The 15,510-nt window shown below is 54.4% G+C and carries 12 protein-coding genes; 3 read left to right on the forward strand and 9 right to left on the reverse strand.

The window, feature by feature from the left end; translation table 11 throughout:
- The first annotated feature begins 3 nt into the window (after positions 1 to 3).
- Positions 4 to 1,215: a vWA domain-containing protein gene (locus tag ACXAET_RS01825; RefSeq protein WP_475180266.1), complete on the forward strand. Its 1,212-nt coding sequence runs from the start codon at positions 4 to 6 to the stop codon at positions 1,213 to 1,215.
- Between the two features lie 88 nt (positions 1,216 to 1,303).
- Here the strand turns inward: ACXAET_RS01825 and ACXAET_RS01830 are convergent, their stop codons facing one another.
- From ACXAET_RS01830 to ACXAET_RS01860, 7 genes are all read right to left on the reverse strand, one after another.
- Positions 1,304 to 2,284: a C45 family autoproteolytic acyltransferase/hydolase gene (locus tag ACXAET_RS01830; protein ID WP_475180268.1), complete on the reverse strand. Its 981-nt coding sequence runs from the start codon at positions 2,282 to 2,284 to the stop codon at positions 1,304 to 1,306.
- 5 nt (positions 2,285 to 2,289) lie between these two features.
- Positions 2,290 to 3,741 carry a biotin carboxylase gene (locus ACXAET_RS01835; protein WP_475180271.1) on the reverse strand — a complete coding sequence of 484 codons (1,452 nt, stop codon included), beginning with the start codon at positions 3,739 to 3,741 and terminating at the stop codon, positions 2,290 to 2,292.
- Between the two features lie 19 nt (positions 3,742 to 3,760).
- On the reverse strand, positions 3,761 to 6,505 hold the full coding sequence (locus tag ACXAET_RS01840) for an aminotransferase class I/II-fold pyridoxal phosphate-dependent enzyme (protein ID WP_475180276.1): 2,745 nt from the start codon (positions 6,503 to 6,505) through the stop codon (positions 3,761 to 3,763).
- Between the two features lie 50 nt (positions 6,506 to 6,555).
- Complete coding sequence (locus ACXAET_RS01845; protein WP_475180279.1) at positions 6,556 to 7,524, reverse strand: carbon-nitrogen hydrolase family protein; 969 nt, start codon at positions 7,522 to 7,524, stop codon at positions 6,556 to 6,558.
- A 473-nt stretch (positions 7,525 to 7,997) separates the two neighbouring features.
- The gene (locus tag ACXAET_RS01850) at positions 7,998 to 8,333 is read right to left on the reverse strand and encodes a cupredoxin domain-containing protein (protein ID WP_475180282.1); all 336 of its coding nucleotides are present in this window, start codon (positions 8,331 to 8,333) and stop codon (positions 7,998 to 8,000) included.
- Between the two features lie 8 nt (positions 8,334 to 8,341).
- On the reverse strand, positions 8,342 to 8,866 hold the full coding sequence (locus ACXAET_RS01855; protein ID WP_475180285.1) for a DUF4142 domain-containing protein: 525 nt from the start codon (positions 8,864 to 8,866) through the stop codon (positions 8,342 to 8,344).
- 206 nt (positions 8,867 to 9,072) lie between these two features.
- Positions 9,073 to 10,335 carry an adenylate/guanylate cyclase domain-containing protein gene (locus ACXAET_RS01860; protein ID WP_475180289.1) on the reverse strand — a complete coding sequence of 421 codons (1,263 nt, stop codon included), beginning with the start codon at positions 10,333 to 10,335 and terminating at the stop codon, positions 9,073 to 9,075.
- A 227-nt stretch (positions 10,336 to 10,562) separates the two neighbouring features.
- Between ACXAET_RS01860 and ACXAET_RS01865 the strand changes: the two genes are divergently transcribed.
- The gene (locus tag ACXAET_RS01865) at positions 10,563 to 11,489 is read left to right on the forward strand and encodes a DMT family transporter (protein WP_475180295.1); all 927 of its coding nucleotides are present in this window, start codon (positions 10,563 to 10,565) and stop codon (positions 11,487 to 11,489) included.
- A gap of 50 nt (positions 11,490 to 11,539) precedes the next feature.
- On the opposite strand, the gene ACXAET_RS01870 is transcribed toward ACXAET_RS01865, so the two are convergent.
- Positions 11,540 to 12,772 carry a Tm-1-like ATP-binding domain-containing protein gene (locus ACXAET_RS01870; protein WP_475180299.1) on the reverse strand — a complete coding sequence of 411 codons (1,233 nt, stop codon included), beginning with the start codon at positions 12,770 to 12,772 and terminating at the stop codon, positions 11,540 to 11,542.
- 94 nt (positions 12,773 to 12,866) lie between these two features.
- Complete coding sequence (locus ACXAET_RS01875; RefSeq protein ID WP_475180302.1) at positions 12,867 to 14,294, reverse strand: aldehyde dehydrogenase; 1,428 nt, start codon at positions 14,292 to 14,294, stop codon at positions 12,867 to 12,869.
- A gap of 233 nt (positions 14,295 to 14,527) precedes the next feature.
- On the opposite strand from ACXAET_RS01875, the gene ACXAET_RS01880 reads away from it, so the two are divergent.
- Entirely contained in the window at positions 14,528 to 15,466 is a 939-nt protein-coding gene (locus ACXAET_RS01880) for a tripartite tricarboxylate transporter substrate-binding protein (protein ID WP_475180305.1), read from the forward strand.
- The last annotated feature ends 44 nt before the right edge of the window (positions 15,467 to 15,510 follow it).

Raw genomic sequence — 15,510 nt, forward strand, 5'->3', positions numbered from 1 at the left:
GCGATGAAACACTCTGTCCGTGCCCAACCCGCGCTTGCAAGACTGCCTGAAATTGACCCGGCGATTGCAGCGCTGTCTTTGTGGTGTACCTATCGCGATAGCACTGGCCCAACCAGAACCTTAGGTGAAACGATCCATATCGGTCCGGAATTCCCGTTGCTTGCGATCTCTGAGCAGACCGGTCTTCTGGCCCACCATGTTCTACATGTGGCCTTGCGCCATTCCACGCGACGGAGCGCTGCGCGCCAACGGTACGGGGTGCGATTTCGCGCAGAGCAGTATGATCTGGCCTGTGATGCTCTGGTGAACGAAACGCTGTTGCAAGGTACCCATGCGCTGCCACGCCCGGCAGTCCGCGCCGCAGAGATCGTTTCTTTGCTTCCGGTGAATGAACGGCCGGTCAACGTTCTGGCAGAGTGGGATTGCGATAAGCTGTATACTGTCCTGTCTGCTCGCTCTCACGGACAAAACGCCGGGCAAGAGGACCCCGTAGAGCGCTATGCCAAGGACAGAGCATTCAAGCCTGATCTTGAAGACAGCGACCCGGACAAGTCAGAGGCAGATGTTTGGTCGGGACGCATTGAGCAAGCCTTGAACGCCGGGCAAAGGGCCGGAATCGGCATTGGTTCAATTCTGACCCGGTTCGGAGATCTGCCAAAGGCTACTGTTCCTTGGGAAATCAGACTTCGGCGACTATTGTGTAAGGCCTTGACCCAACACCCGCGCCAAAGCCACCGTCGCCCGGCGCGAGCCTGGCTGGCGCGCGACGCGTTGGCTCGTCAAACCGACGGTGTGCAGCCCGTGTTCGAACCCGGGCTCGCGCGTGCGCAAAAGCGACCGCGTCTGGTCATCGGGTTAGACACTTCAAGCTCAATTCGCGACGAAACACTGGATATGTTTGCCGCCGAAGCAATCTCGATAGTGCGTCGCACCGGTGCCGTTGCACACCTGCTTGGCTTTGACACTGAAGTCCATTCACGAAACCATTTCACCTCGGCAAATGCCATCGCAGCACTTATCTTACAACGTGGCGGGGGGACGGATTTCGCGCCGTTTCTGGCAGAAGCTCAGGCATTGGATCCTGCGCTGATCATCGTGCTTACGGATCTAGAGGCACCTATACCAACGGCAGTTTCCGCTCAAGTTCTTTGGGCATCAACTAACGAGCCGCCAGTTGCGCCTTGCTTCGGAGAAGTATTGGTTCTTCACGACTAACTGCCAAAGCCCTGATGCAAACGGCTTGTAGGTTGACGGAACGAAAACCCCTTCGGAAAGGGATTTGTTTTGCGCTTGACGACAGGTTTCAAACCAGTTCCCGCGGGTAAATGACCTGCAAACTGCCCGTATCAAACTCATTGATGCTTTTTTGCCATCTCCGGCCCGGCCACAGAAGTTCGGCGGTCAGATTGTGGGGATGGTAGGCTGCGGTATATAGCGTGCCAAAACCCCGATCGAAAGCCACCGAATAAAGTGGCGGCTTCAGAAAAGCTCCGACAAAGAACTCTTTCGTTTCAGGGTGCAAAGTCAGACGGTGTAGAAGATATCGCTCTCGCTCGACCGTGGCAGTGAGGCGCGCGTGACTTTTCCACTCCACGCGCTCTTGATGGTTTGTTGAAACTGCCGCGTGCGTAATAAGGGTAGGGCGGTCCGGCGCAAGAAACGCTGTGAAGAACTGCCGCTTTCGGTCCAGGACCGTCACGTTGTAGCTCATGTGGCAAGGGACGCGCAAGAGAACATCCTTTGCCTCTTCGATCGTCGAACAGGTCTGCAACAGATATCTGAGGATCAGGGGAACTCCGAAGCCTTCGCCAACTGCCCGACGCCCGCCAAACGTCAGAGAAACGGTAAGCCCTGCGTCATTCATACCGTCCAGCAATCCAAACAACCCGTCCGAGGTGCCCATCACCTGCCGCCCGTTCCATCCCGTCTTCAGGAAAATCCCGTCAAAAGCTGACATGTCGTAGTCATAGTTTCTGACCATCAGAGGTTGCGATCCCTGCCAGATCGCCTGGCTGCACCCGGCCAGATAGCGCGGCGGGCAATAGAAACTCAGAAACCGTGCCTCCAGATCGCCCGCGCCAAAGGCCGCGCAGAGCATGTCATACGGCTCAAGCAGTTCTGGCATATACGTTTTCAACGCGTGGCGGCACTCGGAATATGTCGGGCGCGACGACAACCCCTCACTCGCCCACCACTTAAGGTAGGAACTCCGATACTCTGAAAAAATCGCGGACAGTTTTTGCCCGGGTTTCTCTTCTTCTACGGCGCGGAAAGTTAGTTTCATGCGCCCTACATAATCTTAAACGCCGGATCCTCAAATGCCTGCGCTGAGGGCAGTGGACGTGCCGAAAATGCATTCTTGATGCCAGCGATCCAATTCTTCGACTTGGCCGTCAGCTGAAATCCCTTGGTCATTGATCGGCCCCTGGTGACAAGGATGCCCAGATCTGCCCCTTCGTAACGGTAATCGCCGACATTCGAGATGCGCAGGAAGAATGCTTCGTCCTCACTTTCGACGGCGCGACGGTGGTAATCAAACCGATCAAAGACGACCTGACCGCCTGGTAACATCCGATAAATCCCGGATTCGGGCGCATTTGTGATGATGTCGACGCTGTCCTCAGTGTGTTTGATGACCATCTGGGACCAAGAGTCGATCATGTCGGGATCAGCCCAGCGAGCGTTCAACTCTTCAACACCCAGATTGAATGGTTTTTTCGAGAATTCCAGCAGGTGGAAAAGGAACAGCGGCGCATCGGCATGCGCAAAAGCCGCATGGTTGGTCATCGAGGACGCCCCGGTGATACGGGGATTAAGCTCACCCAGCCAGATGTCACCGGTTTTCTTGTCGATCAGGAAATCCAGTTCGAAATATCCACGATAGCCTTCCTTGCGCAGTTGCTCACCGAACTTGAAGGTTAGTTCCCGTGCCTTTTCACGGGTTTTGGGCGGGAATGCGGTCGAAAAAATCTCGTTCCCGCACCAGCCCCCGCGATAAGGCGTTAGCTCCTTGAAGCCCACAAGCTCGGTCATCAGGGGGCCCACAATCGTGCCCTCGGACGTGGCGCAGGCTTCGATCGCCGAACCCCGGCAGTCGATCCGCTTCATGATCTTGATTTCACCCTGACCCACTATTTCATGTTCGTGTTTGCGGAAGTCGGCCTCGGATTTTATGAAAAAGGTTGTGTGGCCCGAGTCACCAAACGCGCTTTGCAGGACAAGATCATTGCCCAGTCCTGCCTTTTTGCAGACCTTCTGCAACTGTTCATAGCTATCGACCTTGGACAGCGTATTGGGAACCGACGGAACGCCCGCCTTGTTGCCGACCCGGACGGTTTCGATCTTGTTGTCCATCTTGGTGCGCAGCTTTGCCTTTGGAAACCAGACCTCGCCACCAAGCTCTTTTGCGAGCTTTTCGGTTTTTTCGTCGAACATCAGGAAAACGAATTTCGGCTTACCCCCGCGCGCCTTGACGTAGTCGACGACTTCCTTGTGCTGAAGCAGATAGTTGTTGATGTCCTCTATGGACTGAAACTCGTCATGGGGAAGTTCGGAAGGAACCAGAACGTTGGGATGGCGTCCATCAAAGCAATCCATGTAGCAGATGTATTTGAAGTTTTTGACCCATTCATCCAGACCAAGAAGGTTAAAGTTCGTTGCCGAGACAAAATAGATCGGGTCCGAGTTCGTGTGAAAGTATCGGCGGATCTCCGAAATGTTCTTAAGTACCTTCTTGGGCATCTAACCTCTCCCCTTTGAATTATTTTTTAACGGATTCCAAAGCCTCTTGGGTAAACACGCGCAGACCCAGGTCTTCGCGGAAACCATGAATTTCACTGACGTCCAGCGCCCGCATGAATGACAGAATTTCCGGACTGATGACCTGACCGGGAACCAGAATCGGAAACCCCGGTGGGTAGGGAATGATGAAGCTGGACGAAACAAGTTCTTCGCCTGCTTCAAGCCGTGCCATCAGCGCGTCATCGGTCGGGATGTAGTCGCAATTGTCCTCATCGTAAGCGAGGAAGAAAGCGGTTCTGATGTCGCCTTCGGGCGTATCCGGACCGTCCCGGAATGCATCGTGGAAACGGCTGAAATCCGGCAAGGGTGGCACATCCTCGACCAGCGCCTTGACCCGGTTTTCGAAAGATCGGCGCTCCATTTTCGAGGCATCATCAAGAAGTTCGTCCAGATCATTGGCAATCTCGACCAGCACTTCGATCAGGTAAGCGACGGATGACCGCGTGGTGCCAATATTGGTCATGAACAGCACGGTGTTGCGCGAGGTCTTGTTTATCTGGATGCCGTATTTGTCCATCAGGATCTTGGTCTTGAACGTATCGCCATCCCAGCCCGTTCCGCCAACGGCCAGCGTGATACGGGTGGGGTCCAGTACGAATTCGTCCTGGCTCCACATCGTCCATTTGTCGATCCAGCCGTGATCAGGGTCATAGTAGGCTTGTACACCGCTTTCGCGGTATTCTTCCGGGATCATATCGCCGGCAGTCACCACTTTGAAATACTTCTGCAAAACCGGATGGTCCGAGATCGCACGCCGGATCGACATGGCGGTTTCGATCTGCTTTTGCACAAATTCGAACCCTTCCAGCTCAACCTGCCGCCGCCCGACGTCGAGGGAGGCTATAATCTGATAATTCGGCGAGGTTGACGTGTGGGTCATGTATGCTTCATGGAACGCTTGCTCGACCTCGCCCTTAAAGTCCTGATCGTTGACGTGGATCATCGACCCTTGCCGCAAAGAGGTCAGGGTTTTGTGCGTCGATTGCGTGGCGTACACACGGACGCGCGCATCCGGCGGTGGAACCAAACGGGTGTTCAGCAACCGATCATGGTCGGCACCGTCAAGTTCCTCCTGTTGCGCGGTCCAGGCACTTGCTGCCTGTTTTGTCCGCAGCGTTTGCCGCAAGACTTTCGCTACGCCCATTGCGGTGCGTTGCCGGTAGGTCGGATCAAACCGGGCAAACCCAAACCAGGCTTCGTCCCAAAGAAAGATCAGGTCTTTCTTGATGGCCAGGCATTCCTCCATGACACGCTGCACATTGTAGACGACCCCGTCGAAGGTGCAGTTGGTCAGCAATACCATCCGAACGCGATCGAGCTTTCCTGAGTCCTTGAGCTTCAGAAGGGTATGCTTGATCTCTTTCAATGGCACGGCGCCGTACATTGAGTGCTCGTGCAACGGGTAACTGTCCATATAGACGACGCTGGCTCCGGCCAGAACCATGCCGTAATGGTGCGATTTGTGGCAGTCCCGATCGACCAGAACGATATCTCCCGGTCGTACAACCGATTGAACGACAATCTTGTTACAGGTCGACGTACCGTTGGTGGCAAAGAATGTGTGTTTCGCACCAAACGCTCGGGCCGCCATGTCTTGCGCTTCTTTGATCGGCCCGCGAGGTTCCAGCAAGCTGTCCAATCCGCCTGATGTCGCTGACGTTTCGGCCAAGAAAATGTTTGACCCGTAAAACGCCCCCATGTCCTGAATCCAGTGCGAGCGGCTGATCGATTTCCCGCGACTGATCGGCATCGCATGAAAGACACCCGTTGGCTGCTTGGAGTATTCCTTCAGGGCCGAGAAAAACGGAGTTCTGAACCTTCGGTCGACACCGCGAAGGATATTGAGGTGCAGTTCCTGGAAGTCTTCCTGATTGTAAAAGACCCGACGGCAGCGGCCCAGATCCAGTCCGGCAATATCTTCGGCAGAACGATCGGTGACAAGATAAGCATCCAATTCGGGACGGATTTTCTCAATCAGCCTGCAGGCTTCCGGCCCGTATTCATGCGGGTCAAGGCCATCAACGTCTTCGTCTTCGCTGACGCGCGTCAGATACTGGTTCAGGATCGGAAGATCGATCTTGGACTTGAGAGACAAGCCTGGCCGGATCACCACAGCCTGAACATTGTAGTTGAACAAAACCCCAATCAGCGCGTCTTCCAGAGACGGAACAATGACCGGCTCATAAATGAAGGGGTCCTCCAACCGACGCATGCGCAGCAGGTTTTGCCGCAGGAACCTCTCTTGGTGTTCTGTTGCATCATCGACGATCAGAACCTCGAAATAAGGCCGCCCCAATGCCCGAGCTTCCGGCGCAAGCGAAGCTTCGTCTTCATAGTCCTCATTGTCTATTTCATCAGACGAAAGAGGGATCGACCGACGCCGGTATGCGCCTGACGTTAACGCGCGTGCGATACGCCGGACACATATGGACAGGTCGTCAACATTGCCGTTTACCAGTAGACGCCGCAGATGTTCGAAGGCGTGGATTCCTGGGAACGCCCAATAGAGCTCTATCGGTTCCAGTACATCGAACAAGTGTTCTGCCGTCGTCAATAATTTCTGACTCTGGCGTTTTTCCCGTCCGTGAAGTGCAAGGCCTTCGGCAGCCTCGCGCAATGCGCTCCATCGATCAGCGCGAAGTTGCGTCGCGCTGTAATAATCTCTTATTGACGGCAGCTCCTTCTTCCGCGAGTGCAAGTTCAAAACCTGCCTCCTTTCTGTCGCGTCCGGTTCAGTGCCGCCGTCTGAGCCGATTAATCTGAGCCTGTCTTTCCTTGTAAGACAGAAAAGTTAGGCGGCGTAGGCAAATCTGTTTTTGCGTCTTCAATTGAGGTTCTGGGGTCGGATACAAGCAAACCACGATCCGAGCCCTGACGGGGAATTTCCAGGGGCCCGAGGGTGTTCAGATAAGCATCGGCACCGCTGGTGCGGTCGTAGACCGTAAATTCGGCCTCACGATCCCGGAAACTTTTGAGCACTTGCCCAAGACCCTTGAGACCGGTTTCGCGTTGTCGTCGCACCTGATCCAAATCGATTTCGATGGGGAACATGTCTTCCTGTCCGGCGGACTGATGCAAGACCGTTGCCGATGGATCCAACACCAGCGAACGGCCAACGCCGCCGGCTCCTAAGCCGTTTACATCAATTACGTAGCACTGAAACTGAGCCGCCGTCGCCCTTGCAATGGCAAGCTCCGCCTCGCGGTCCGTGGTGCCAGTCAAGACTGGATGAAGAAGAACTTCGACGCCCTGGCTGGTCAGTTGCCGCGTCGTTTCCGGGAACCAAATGTCATAGCAGATGGAAAGGCCAAAGCGTCCAACATCAGGTACATCAAAAACACAGAACTCAGTTCCGGCCGATACTCCGGCCTCATACGGACGAAAGGGAAACATTTTCGAGTACTTCGCGACGATGTCTCCGTCGGGATTAATCACGACAGACGTGTTCAGAATACGCCCGTCTTCTGTTTTCTCGAACATAGACCCCGGGATCAGCCAAATACCGAAACGGCGCGCATCGTCCTGAAACTGCAACAAAGCGTCATTCGGGAAAGGCTGCGCGAAACGATCCAGCGGTCCATAGGGGGCTAGTTCTGAAAACAGCACCATCTGAGTCCACGGAAACCGGGCCATCAGGATCTCAATTCGATGGCGCATCGCCTCGACGTTTGAATGAAGCGCTGCGACGTGCATCTGAACGCCGGCGATCGCAAATGGAGTCATATTGGCCGTCTCTTCCGTTCACTCTGTTTGACCACTTTATTTTCCGATCAGCCTTGTGACCAGCGCATTTTTTGCGCCTCTCTCTCTTGTCGCAGGGTCAACCAGACAGTCTCACGGACGGAAATTCTTTATTGGAGCGCATATTATGGGCGACTAACCGCTGCTGTAGGCACTGCAGAAGAAATCAGATTGAGACGGGCAGGGTACGGAATCGTCATCTTACCATGGCTAAGTGCGCCCAGAGATCATCCGCTTGGCGGCAATGTGATGAGCCCGGTTTTCTGTTTGGTTATGCGTCGGCCAGCCCAAAAAAGTCGCTCGTGTGACCGCTCCGCTTTCGAAGCCGTGAAGCAAGCGGCGCGGTGGGATAAAATGCAAGTTGGGCTCAAGTTTACAGTAAGAAATCCGACAATTTGCTTTCTTGCGTGACAAATTGCGCCGCTGCTTTCAGCTTCGGTATATTCCTTGGCACGTTACGCGATGATCTCGATCTTCCCTTTCATGTGCGGGTGGAAAGCACAAAAATAGGACACCTCCATAGCTTCAAACACCTCGATCGAAGCCGTGTCGTTCCGTTCCAGGGTCTCAGTTTCCCACCCAAACTCCTCAGCGGTGGCCGTGTGAGGAGCAATGTCCTTGTTGGTCCATCGTATGGTGTCGCCAATCCGTACACGGACCACGGCAGGAAGATACTCGAATGATCGAATCTCAACGTCGTGCACCACCGGCGTTTCCGCCATAAGAAGCTGCGGAATCGGAGCGGCTGCTACTGCAGCCGCTCCAACAATCACGCCCCTGCGTGTTGGCAAATCCCGCTTCACTGCAGCGATTTGACCATCATTTCGGCGTGACCTTCATGGGCCTTGAATATTTCAAGGCCCTGCTCGAACAGTGCCTTTACTTCAGCATTGTCGATATTCGGGATCATCGTGTTCTCGACCAGATCGTTCACTGCCTTGTGGTAGGCGAGTTCGTTGGCTGCATATGCCGCGTCAAACTCTGCGCCGCGCAATTTTACGAAGCCATCAATAATCTCGTCTGCATTTGCATTGAGCTGCTGGCTGAATGCATTGTCTTGCGCCGATGCACCAAGCTTGTCGAGAAGGCCCAACGCGGCTTCGTTAACCGCGGTATGGTCGCGGATCATTGTGTTTGCAAACTCATGGATGTCGGGATTGTTCGACAGCGCAAGCGCCAGATGCGCATAGCGAATATCGATATTATCGGCCGTGTAGGCGATATGTGCGTATTCAAGATCACTCATGTCAGCGACATCCTGAGCGGACGCCTGTACACCTGCCATGGACAGAACCATAGCAACTGAGGTCAGTAGCTTTTTCACGAGGGAAACTCCTTTGGGTTTTTGATACCGTATGAGTACCCGCAAGACTTGATATGTTTGAATGCGCAAGCGTTCATATTGTCATGCAGATAGTTCAGACTTTGGAGTACGCTCGCCGAGGGTCGTTTGGTTTCACTAAATTTGATCCCTCAAGTGACTTTCTGTGCTGTGCCTGCGGAAAGCGGTATCTTCCTGCAATCCAAAGCTCAGTCGGGCTGCTTGAATGAAACAACATCGATTGCCTCACTAAAGCCGCGCAATCTGTGCTTGCCCAATTGTATTGCTTTGTCTGAAACCAGAGTGGCGAAATCGCCGGTTGCCAATATAGGTGACTTCAATTCGCGAGTGAGATGTTCCAGCCGGCTAACCAGCGCAACCGATGATCCTGTTACGGTAAAATCCAGCCGTTTTTCGGTGCCTACATTGCCATAGACAGCTGCACCCATGTGGAGGCCGATGCCAAAATCGACACGTTCCTTCGGTTCAAGTTCATTGTTCCGACGAAACGCCTCCTGTGACGCCGACAAAGCAGCCCTGCACATATCTTCGGGCAAGCGACGACGCCCATCAAACGGAAAGATGGCCAACAAACCATCACCAACAAACTTCAAGACCTCTCCGCCATGATCCTGGACGGCCCCGGCAACGCAATCAAAATAGCGGTTCACCGCAGCAACATAGTCTTCCGACGATAAACGTTGGCTCATCGCAGTCGAGCCATGGATGTCGCTGAACACAAGCGCGCAGTCTATTTTACGAACATCCCCACGCGCGATTTGGCCGTTCAACACAGATTGCCCAGATATCCGGCCAAGATAGACCTCCATCAGTTCAGCAGCCAGGAACTGTTCCGTCAGCACCCTTGTGGTGACAAACAAGGGGATAGTCAGGCGACTTAGTCCGTCCACTTCTCGTTGGGTAAAGCCCGAGCGCCGCTTGGTGGCATAGGAAACTGAGACCCCCAGCAGACACTCAGTTCCATTATCGAAGGTTACGGTCCTCATTCCGAATGGCGCTGAAAATGCGAGGTAGTCAGTTATGCCAGATGCAGCCAGCTTTTTGTAGATCGGGTATTTCTCCCGCATGGCCGGATCTGTGAGATTGGCGTGGATCATCGGGATTTCGGCCATTTCATCAGCCGCATCCGCGCTGTTTTCATTGACCAAGTTTTGGATTGCCGAACTTGACACTATCGTATTTTCGCCAAACGGGGTGTTGGTGAATAGGTCATCCGTGACCGAACTGCGCGGCAAGACAGTCCATTCTACGCGATGAGAGTCCGCATCCCAGGTCACATCCACCATGCCCATCACTGGATGCATCAAAAGCCGGCCCAACGAAACGCGTGTGACCGGAATTCCACCGTCGATCAGTCGCTGGCTGAGTTGCTCGACAAGTTCTTCAAGATTTCCATCAAAGAAGGCCAACTTCTGCAGCCAGTCTGAAACGCGGTCAAAAACGTCGGCCACATCGAACTCCTACCTACAGCCCCATTTGGCATTATCACACTTCGCTATGTGAATAAATTTATGACAGGGCGAATTGGGCTGTGATCAACAATACCAACGCTTTGCCTTTGGTTCAGTCACCGTCGGTGTGCGAGCTTTATTGATTGCTAGGGGTTCTCGGATATCGGCGTGAGAGTTCGAACAAAATCTCTTTTGGCGAAATGGAAAATGCATGATAGCCCCGAACTATGGCAACCATATCCGCGCAAAATCGACCGTCTATCCCTTACGGATTTGCGATTGTTGGTGTCCTGTTCGCCTCAATCTGTTTTGGGTTGGTTCCTTACTTCAGCCGCAGCCTGACAGAACAGGGCGTGGCACCCCATGCGGTTGCATTCTATCGCTACATTGTCGCGGCCATTCTCCTGCTTCCCGTTCTCTTCTTGCACCGAAAAGAATGGCAAGCGGTCGTATGGGGCCTGTCAGCCGGTGCGGTAATGGGGCTTGGTTGGATCGGATATGTAACGGCGTTAGAGGCGTTGCCCGCATCGACAGTGGGCGTACTTTACATGACCTATCCGGTGTTCACCCTGGTCATCGCATGGGCTGTGTTTGCCGATGCACCCACGCGGCGCGCATTGTTGGCCGCTGGCCTGATTGTAGTCGCGGCTGTCATCGCTGGATCGCCGGGTTCAATCCCAGCGGAACATCTACCAACACTGCTGATATCCCTTGCCGCGCCATTCGGGTTTGGTTTTGGAATTTGCGTGTTGGTGCACAGGTTGTCACGGATTGCGCCGTTGGCACGTATCGCGTCAGTGTCTTTGGGGTCCGTTCTTGGCCTCACACCGCTTATCCTGGGAACTGATGTCGCAGAGCTTTTCCCAAGGGAGCAATCTGATTGGCTTTTGATTGTTGGTATCGGGCTTGTCACCGCGTTTGTGCCCCAGCTTATCTACACGATCTGCTCGCCGGTTATCGGGGCGTCCCAAACTGCGGTGGCAGGAAGCATCGAGTTACCTACGATGTTTGCCGTGGGATTTCTGGCCTTTGGTGAGGCCATCACTGTGCCTCAGGCTTTGGCATGTGCGCTGGTGCTGGGCGCAATCGCGATCACAAGAAGCCGAAAAACACGCACCGTATCGACCGTGCTTGCAAAATCACCCAAGCGGTAGCGCTGGGTTCAATGCGGACGGGTTCGCTCCCTGATCGGAGTGACCTGCAGTTACGTCGAGACAGTGCCATCCTGAACCCAAACATCAAACTGCGCCAATACGGCGTCGCTGAAAGCCTTGTCGTTGATATGTGCATCCAGTTCGGTTGTCGGAATACGACCAGATATCGCTTTTCTTACTTCGTCCACCATATCGCTTAGGGCGTCCGGGTCATATGCCTCTTCACCTTCTTTGTCCCAAGCTTCGACCCCCTGAGTAGGCAGGAAAAAGTGCACCGGTCCCGACGCAGCCTCAAGCCGATTGGCGAGTTCACGTACCCACGCACGGCGTTCTTCGCCAGTAAAAACAGAGCTTTTGATCAGGCGATTATGTTCGTGAAAGGGGCGATCAGCATATTGCTCTGGAATGTCCTGCCAACCTGCAAAATCCAACAAATCCAACGCGCCGGGGGCTACCATTTGCGGGGTACCAACGCGCCCGGCATTTGTAACGCGGTCCTCGCCGCTGGAGACGACAGAACCTGCCATCAGATTTCCGAATTCCTGCATGCAGAAGTCCATCACGCAAACAAATGCGCCTTCACCGGCAAGTTTTTCAAAGGCCATACCGCCCATGCCGGTAGAATGGAAAACGGCCACTTCGAAACCACGCTCTTCCAGGGCTGGTTTCAGGGTCTTCATGTAGCGCAGGCAGGATGATCCCAGGCTGGTCATCCCAATCAAGGGCTTGCTGCGATCCAGCTCAATTGCCGCTTTGGTAGCCCCGACAACTGCTCCGGCGGCCTGACTTAAAGAGGATCGGCAAATCGAGTTCATTCCATAAAGACCACCGGCCCATAAGATCATTTGAATGTCAGGAGCCAGACGATGTGGCGGGATCAAAGGCGAAAAGCTAACCGTTGAAACGATGTATTTTGGAACTCCCATCGGCAGCGACTGTGCGCAATCCAGCGCCAGATCGGTGCCCATTGTTCCACCAATTGCGAGCATTCCGTGAAATCGGCCTTCGGCATAAGCCTGCGCGACGACATTGGCGGCGCCAGCGGACATCACGCGGAAGGCTTTGTTTTCGTCCCCTTGCGCGATAACGTCTTCAATGGTCATTCCGGCACCGGCGGCGATGTCATGTTTGTTAATGTCTGTCGCGTTCTCAGGTTCCCCCAGAACCGAGACGTCCATTGTCAGAACATTGGCACCTTGCGCCTTGACCCCGTCTTCAATGAAACGCATCTCGGGTTCCTTGGTGTCGTAGGTACCGATCAGCAGAACTGTTTTTTGGGTCATGGTTTCCTCTCCTGCCTGCGCATTGGTCCAGATGATTATTTTTTTAGGGCAGTTCCCGCCCTGATCCCCCAAGTGTCCCGCAGTTTTCCTTGATTCAGAGTTTTATCCAGGCCGTTTTGAGATCCAGATACTTGTCAAATGCGTGCAGGGATTTGTCATGCCCATTTCCGGACTGCTTGACGCCCCCAAGCGGCACTGTGATGTCCGCCCCGCCATAGGTGTTAACATGCACCACGCCCGCTTTGATTTTTGAAGTCATACGATGTGCGCGGGATAGGTTCGAAGTCCACACGCCCGCGGCGAGACCAAATTCAGTCGCGTTGGCAAGGGCGACGGCTTCTTCTTCTGTGTCAAAGGCTTGAACTGTAAGAACCGGTCCAAACACCTCTTGGCAGACAACGCGGTCGTCAGGGTTGACGCCGGTGATGACTGTCGGTGCCATATACGTCCCCCCGGTGTCGTGCAAAATCCGCGTTCCACCTGTGGCAATGGTGCGACCAGCGGCGCGAGCCTCTTCGACGAATTGAAGGTTTTGCGCCAGTTGGGTTTCCGAGTTTACGGCACCTGCTTGAGTCCTTGGGTCCAGCGGGTCGCCGACCTGCATGGCTTCGGCGTTCGCAACCAACATCTCGACGAAACTGTCGTGGACTTCCCGCTGGACCAGTAGCCGTGAACCGGCAACGCAGACTTGGCCGGAATTGCGAAAGATGCCAGCGGCCGACACTTTCGCGGCTTCGGCCAGATCGGGGGCGTCCGCAAAAACGATATTCGGGGATTTTCCGCCAAGCTCCAGATAAACGCGTTTTAGGTTTGATCTTGCCGAGGCTTCAAGCAATCGACGGCCCGTCGCGCCGGAACCTGTAAAAACAAGAGCATCAACGTCGTGGGACTCAGCGATTTCTGCCCCAACAACAGCGCCTTCGCCAGTCACTACGTTTAGGACGCCGGATGGAAGACCCGCCTCCAGCGCAAGTTCGGCCAACCGGATGAGGGTCAACGATGCCGTTTCTGCGGGTTTCAAGACAACGGTGCATCCTGCGGCAAGCGCCGGGCCCAGCTTCCAACTGCCGATCATCAGTGGAAAATTCCATGGCACGATTGCGCCTACTACTCCAACCGGTTGCTTGTGAATTAACCCCAGTGCATCGGGCGCAGTAGGGGCAATCTCGCCATAAATCTTGTCGATCGCCTCTGCAAAATAGCGGATCGTCCCGGCAGCGCTGAGGGGCTCGGCCTTGTAGGCCATGCCAATTTCAGTTCCGTTGTCGCGCACACCCAACACAGCCAGCTCTTCAGCCTCTGCTTCGATAAGGTCTGCCCATTTCAACATAATTTTTTTGCGAGCAGCGGGGGCGAGGTCAGACAATCGCCCATCGTCGAATGCGCGTCGCGCCGAACGGATTGCCAATTGGGCATCCTCTCGGGTTCCCTTGGGAATGGTTGTCAGGGTCGATCCGTCAATTGGCGATATGACGTCCAGTGTCCCGCCATCCGACGCGTCACGGCTTGTGCCATCGATCATGTGACGTGCTGGCGGAACCTCGCGGGACCGGAGTTCCTCTATCCTTGTCTTGTCCAAATCGAGCCTCAATTGGTTTGAATAATGAACCATTGGTGTCAAAAAAAGTGTCAAACTTTAAACCTGCATTTGTCAATAATGATTTTTTAGTTGACAGGTGAAGAAACAAATTCAGAATAAATGATACTAAAGGTTCAAATAATAAACCAATTAGCGACACGTCGCAGGGAGATATCATGTCAAACAAAGCCAAGGCCGCATTGGCCGCACTTGCAATTGGTCTGGCCGGTTCGGCCCTGGCCGAGTATCCCGAAAAGCCCGTAAGTTTTATCGTTCCGTGGCCTCCGGGCGATTTGGAAGATGTACTGACCCGGATGATCGCCGAAGATTTTCAGGCCGAATACGGCGTTCCGGCAGCAGTCGTGAATAAACCTGGCGGCGGCGGCGGCCCGTTCCCAGGGGCCGTCGAAGTGGCAACAGCCCCGGCAGACGGGTATACAATCGGATCATTTGTTCCAGCGGTTTCATTGATCGGGCACGAGATCGACATCCCAGAGCTTACACCTGAGAAATTCGATCCGATCGGTATTTTCCTGACCTATCCGTTCGTGATCGCGACCTCGGGCAATGCACCTTATTCGTCGATGCAGGAGCTGGCCGATTACGCCAAGGAAAACGAGGTGTTCCTCGGGCATTTCGGTGACGTTCTGACACCAACCCAAGTCACCAAGGCTTTGTCGTCGACAATGGGTTTTGAATGGGCAGGGGATGCGGCATTTGACGCCTTGGATTGTAACACGCTGGCCTCTGGCGACGCGGACGTGATCAACACGACGCTACAGCTTATCCTGCCTTGCCTTGACGATGTGAAGGTTCTGGTCTCGATCACAGGTGAGAGGATCACCAAGGTTCCTGACACGCCTGCGATTGGAGAGGTTGAGCCGAGCCTCGATATCTCTCTGTGGAACGGTCTGTTCGTGACCAAGGATACCCCGGCGGATGTCCGCGAGAAGATCGCGGCCGTTGCCGAGAAAACTGTAAACAGTGAGCGTGCTCAACAGCTTGCAGAGGAAACAGGTGCGCTGGTCTATTGGCTGAATGCCGACGAAAGCGCCGCCGTAATTGCAGAGGATAAGGCAACTCTGGGCACCATTTCAGAAGCGCTGGGTCAATAACCGCGATCATCTGAGAGGGCGCCGGCGCGCCCTCTCAATTCTGC

The sequence above is a fragment of the Ruegeria sp. AWH4_226 genome (assembly GCF_056159225.1).

Bases quoted from the DNA above. Each gene is read 5' to 3' on its own strand.
- ACXAET_RS01865 (WP_475180295.1), top strand. From the start codon at position 10,563: ATGGCAACCATATCCGCGCAAAATCGACCGTCTATCCCTTACGGATTT.
- ACXAET_RS01835 (WP_475180271.1), bottom strand. From the start codon at position 3,741: ATGCCCAAGAAGGTACTTAAGAACATTTCGGAGATCCGCCGATACTTT.
- ACXAET_RS01870 (WP_475180299.1), bottom strand. From the start codon at position 12,772: ATGACCCAAAAAACAGTTCTGCTGATCGGTACCTACGACACCAAGGAA.
- ACXAET_RS01880 (WP_475180305.1), top strand. From the start codon at position 14,528: ATGTCAAACAAAGCCAAGGCCGCATTGGCCGCACTTGCAATTGGTCTG.
- ACXAET_RS01830 (WP_475180268.1), bottom strand. From the start codon at position 2,284: ATGAAACTAACTTTCCGCGCCGTAGAAGAAGAGAAACCCGGGCAAAAA.
- ACXAET_RS01875 (WP_475180302.1), bottom strand. From the start codon at position 14,294: ATGATCGATGGCACAAGCCGTGACGCGTCGGATGGCGGGACACTGGAC.
- ACXAET_RS01825 (WP_475180266.1), top strand. From the start codon at position 4: ATGAAACACTCTGTCCGTGCCCAACCCGCGCTTGCAAGACTGCCTGAA.
- ACXAET_RS01845 (WP_475180279.1), bottom strand. From the start codon at position 7,524: ATGACTCCATTTGCGATCGCCGGCGTTCAGATGCACGTCGCAGCGCTT.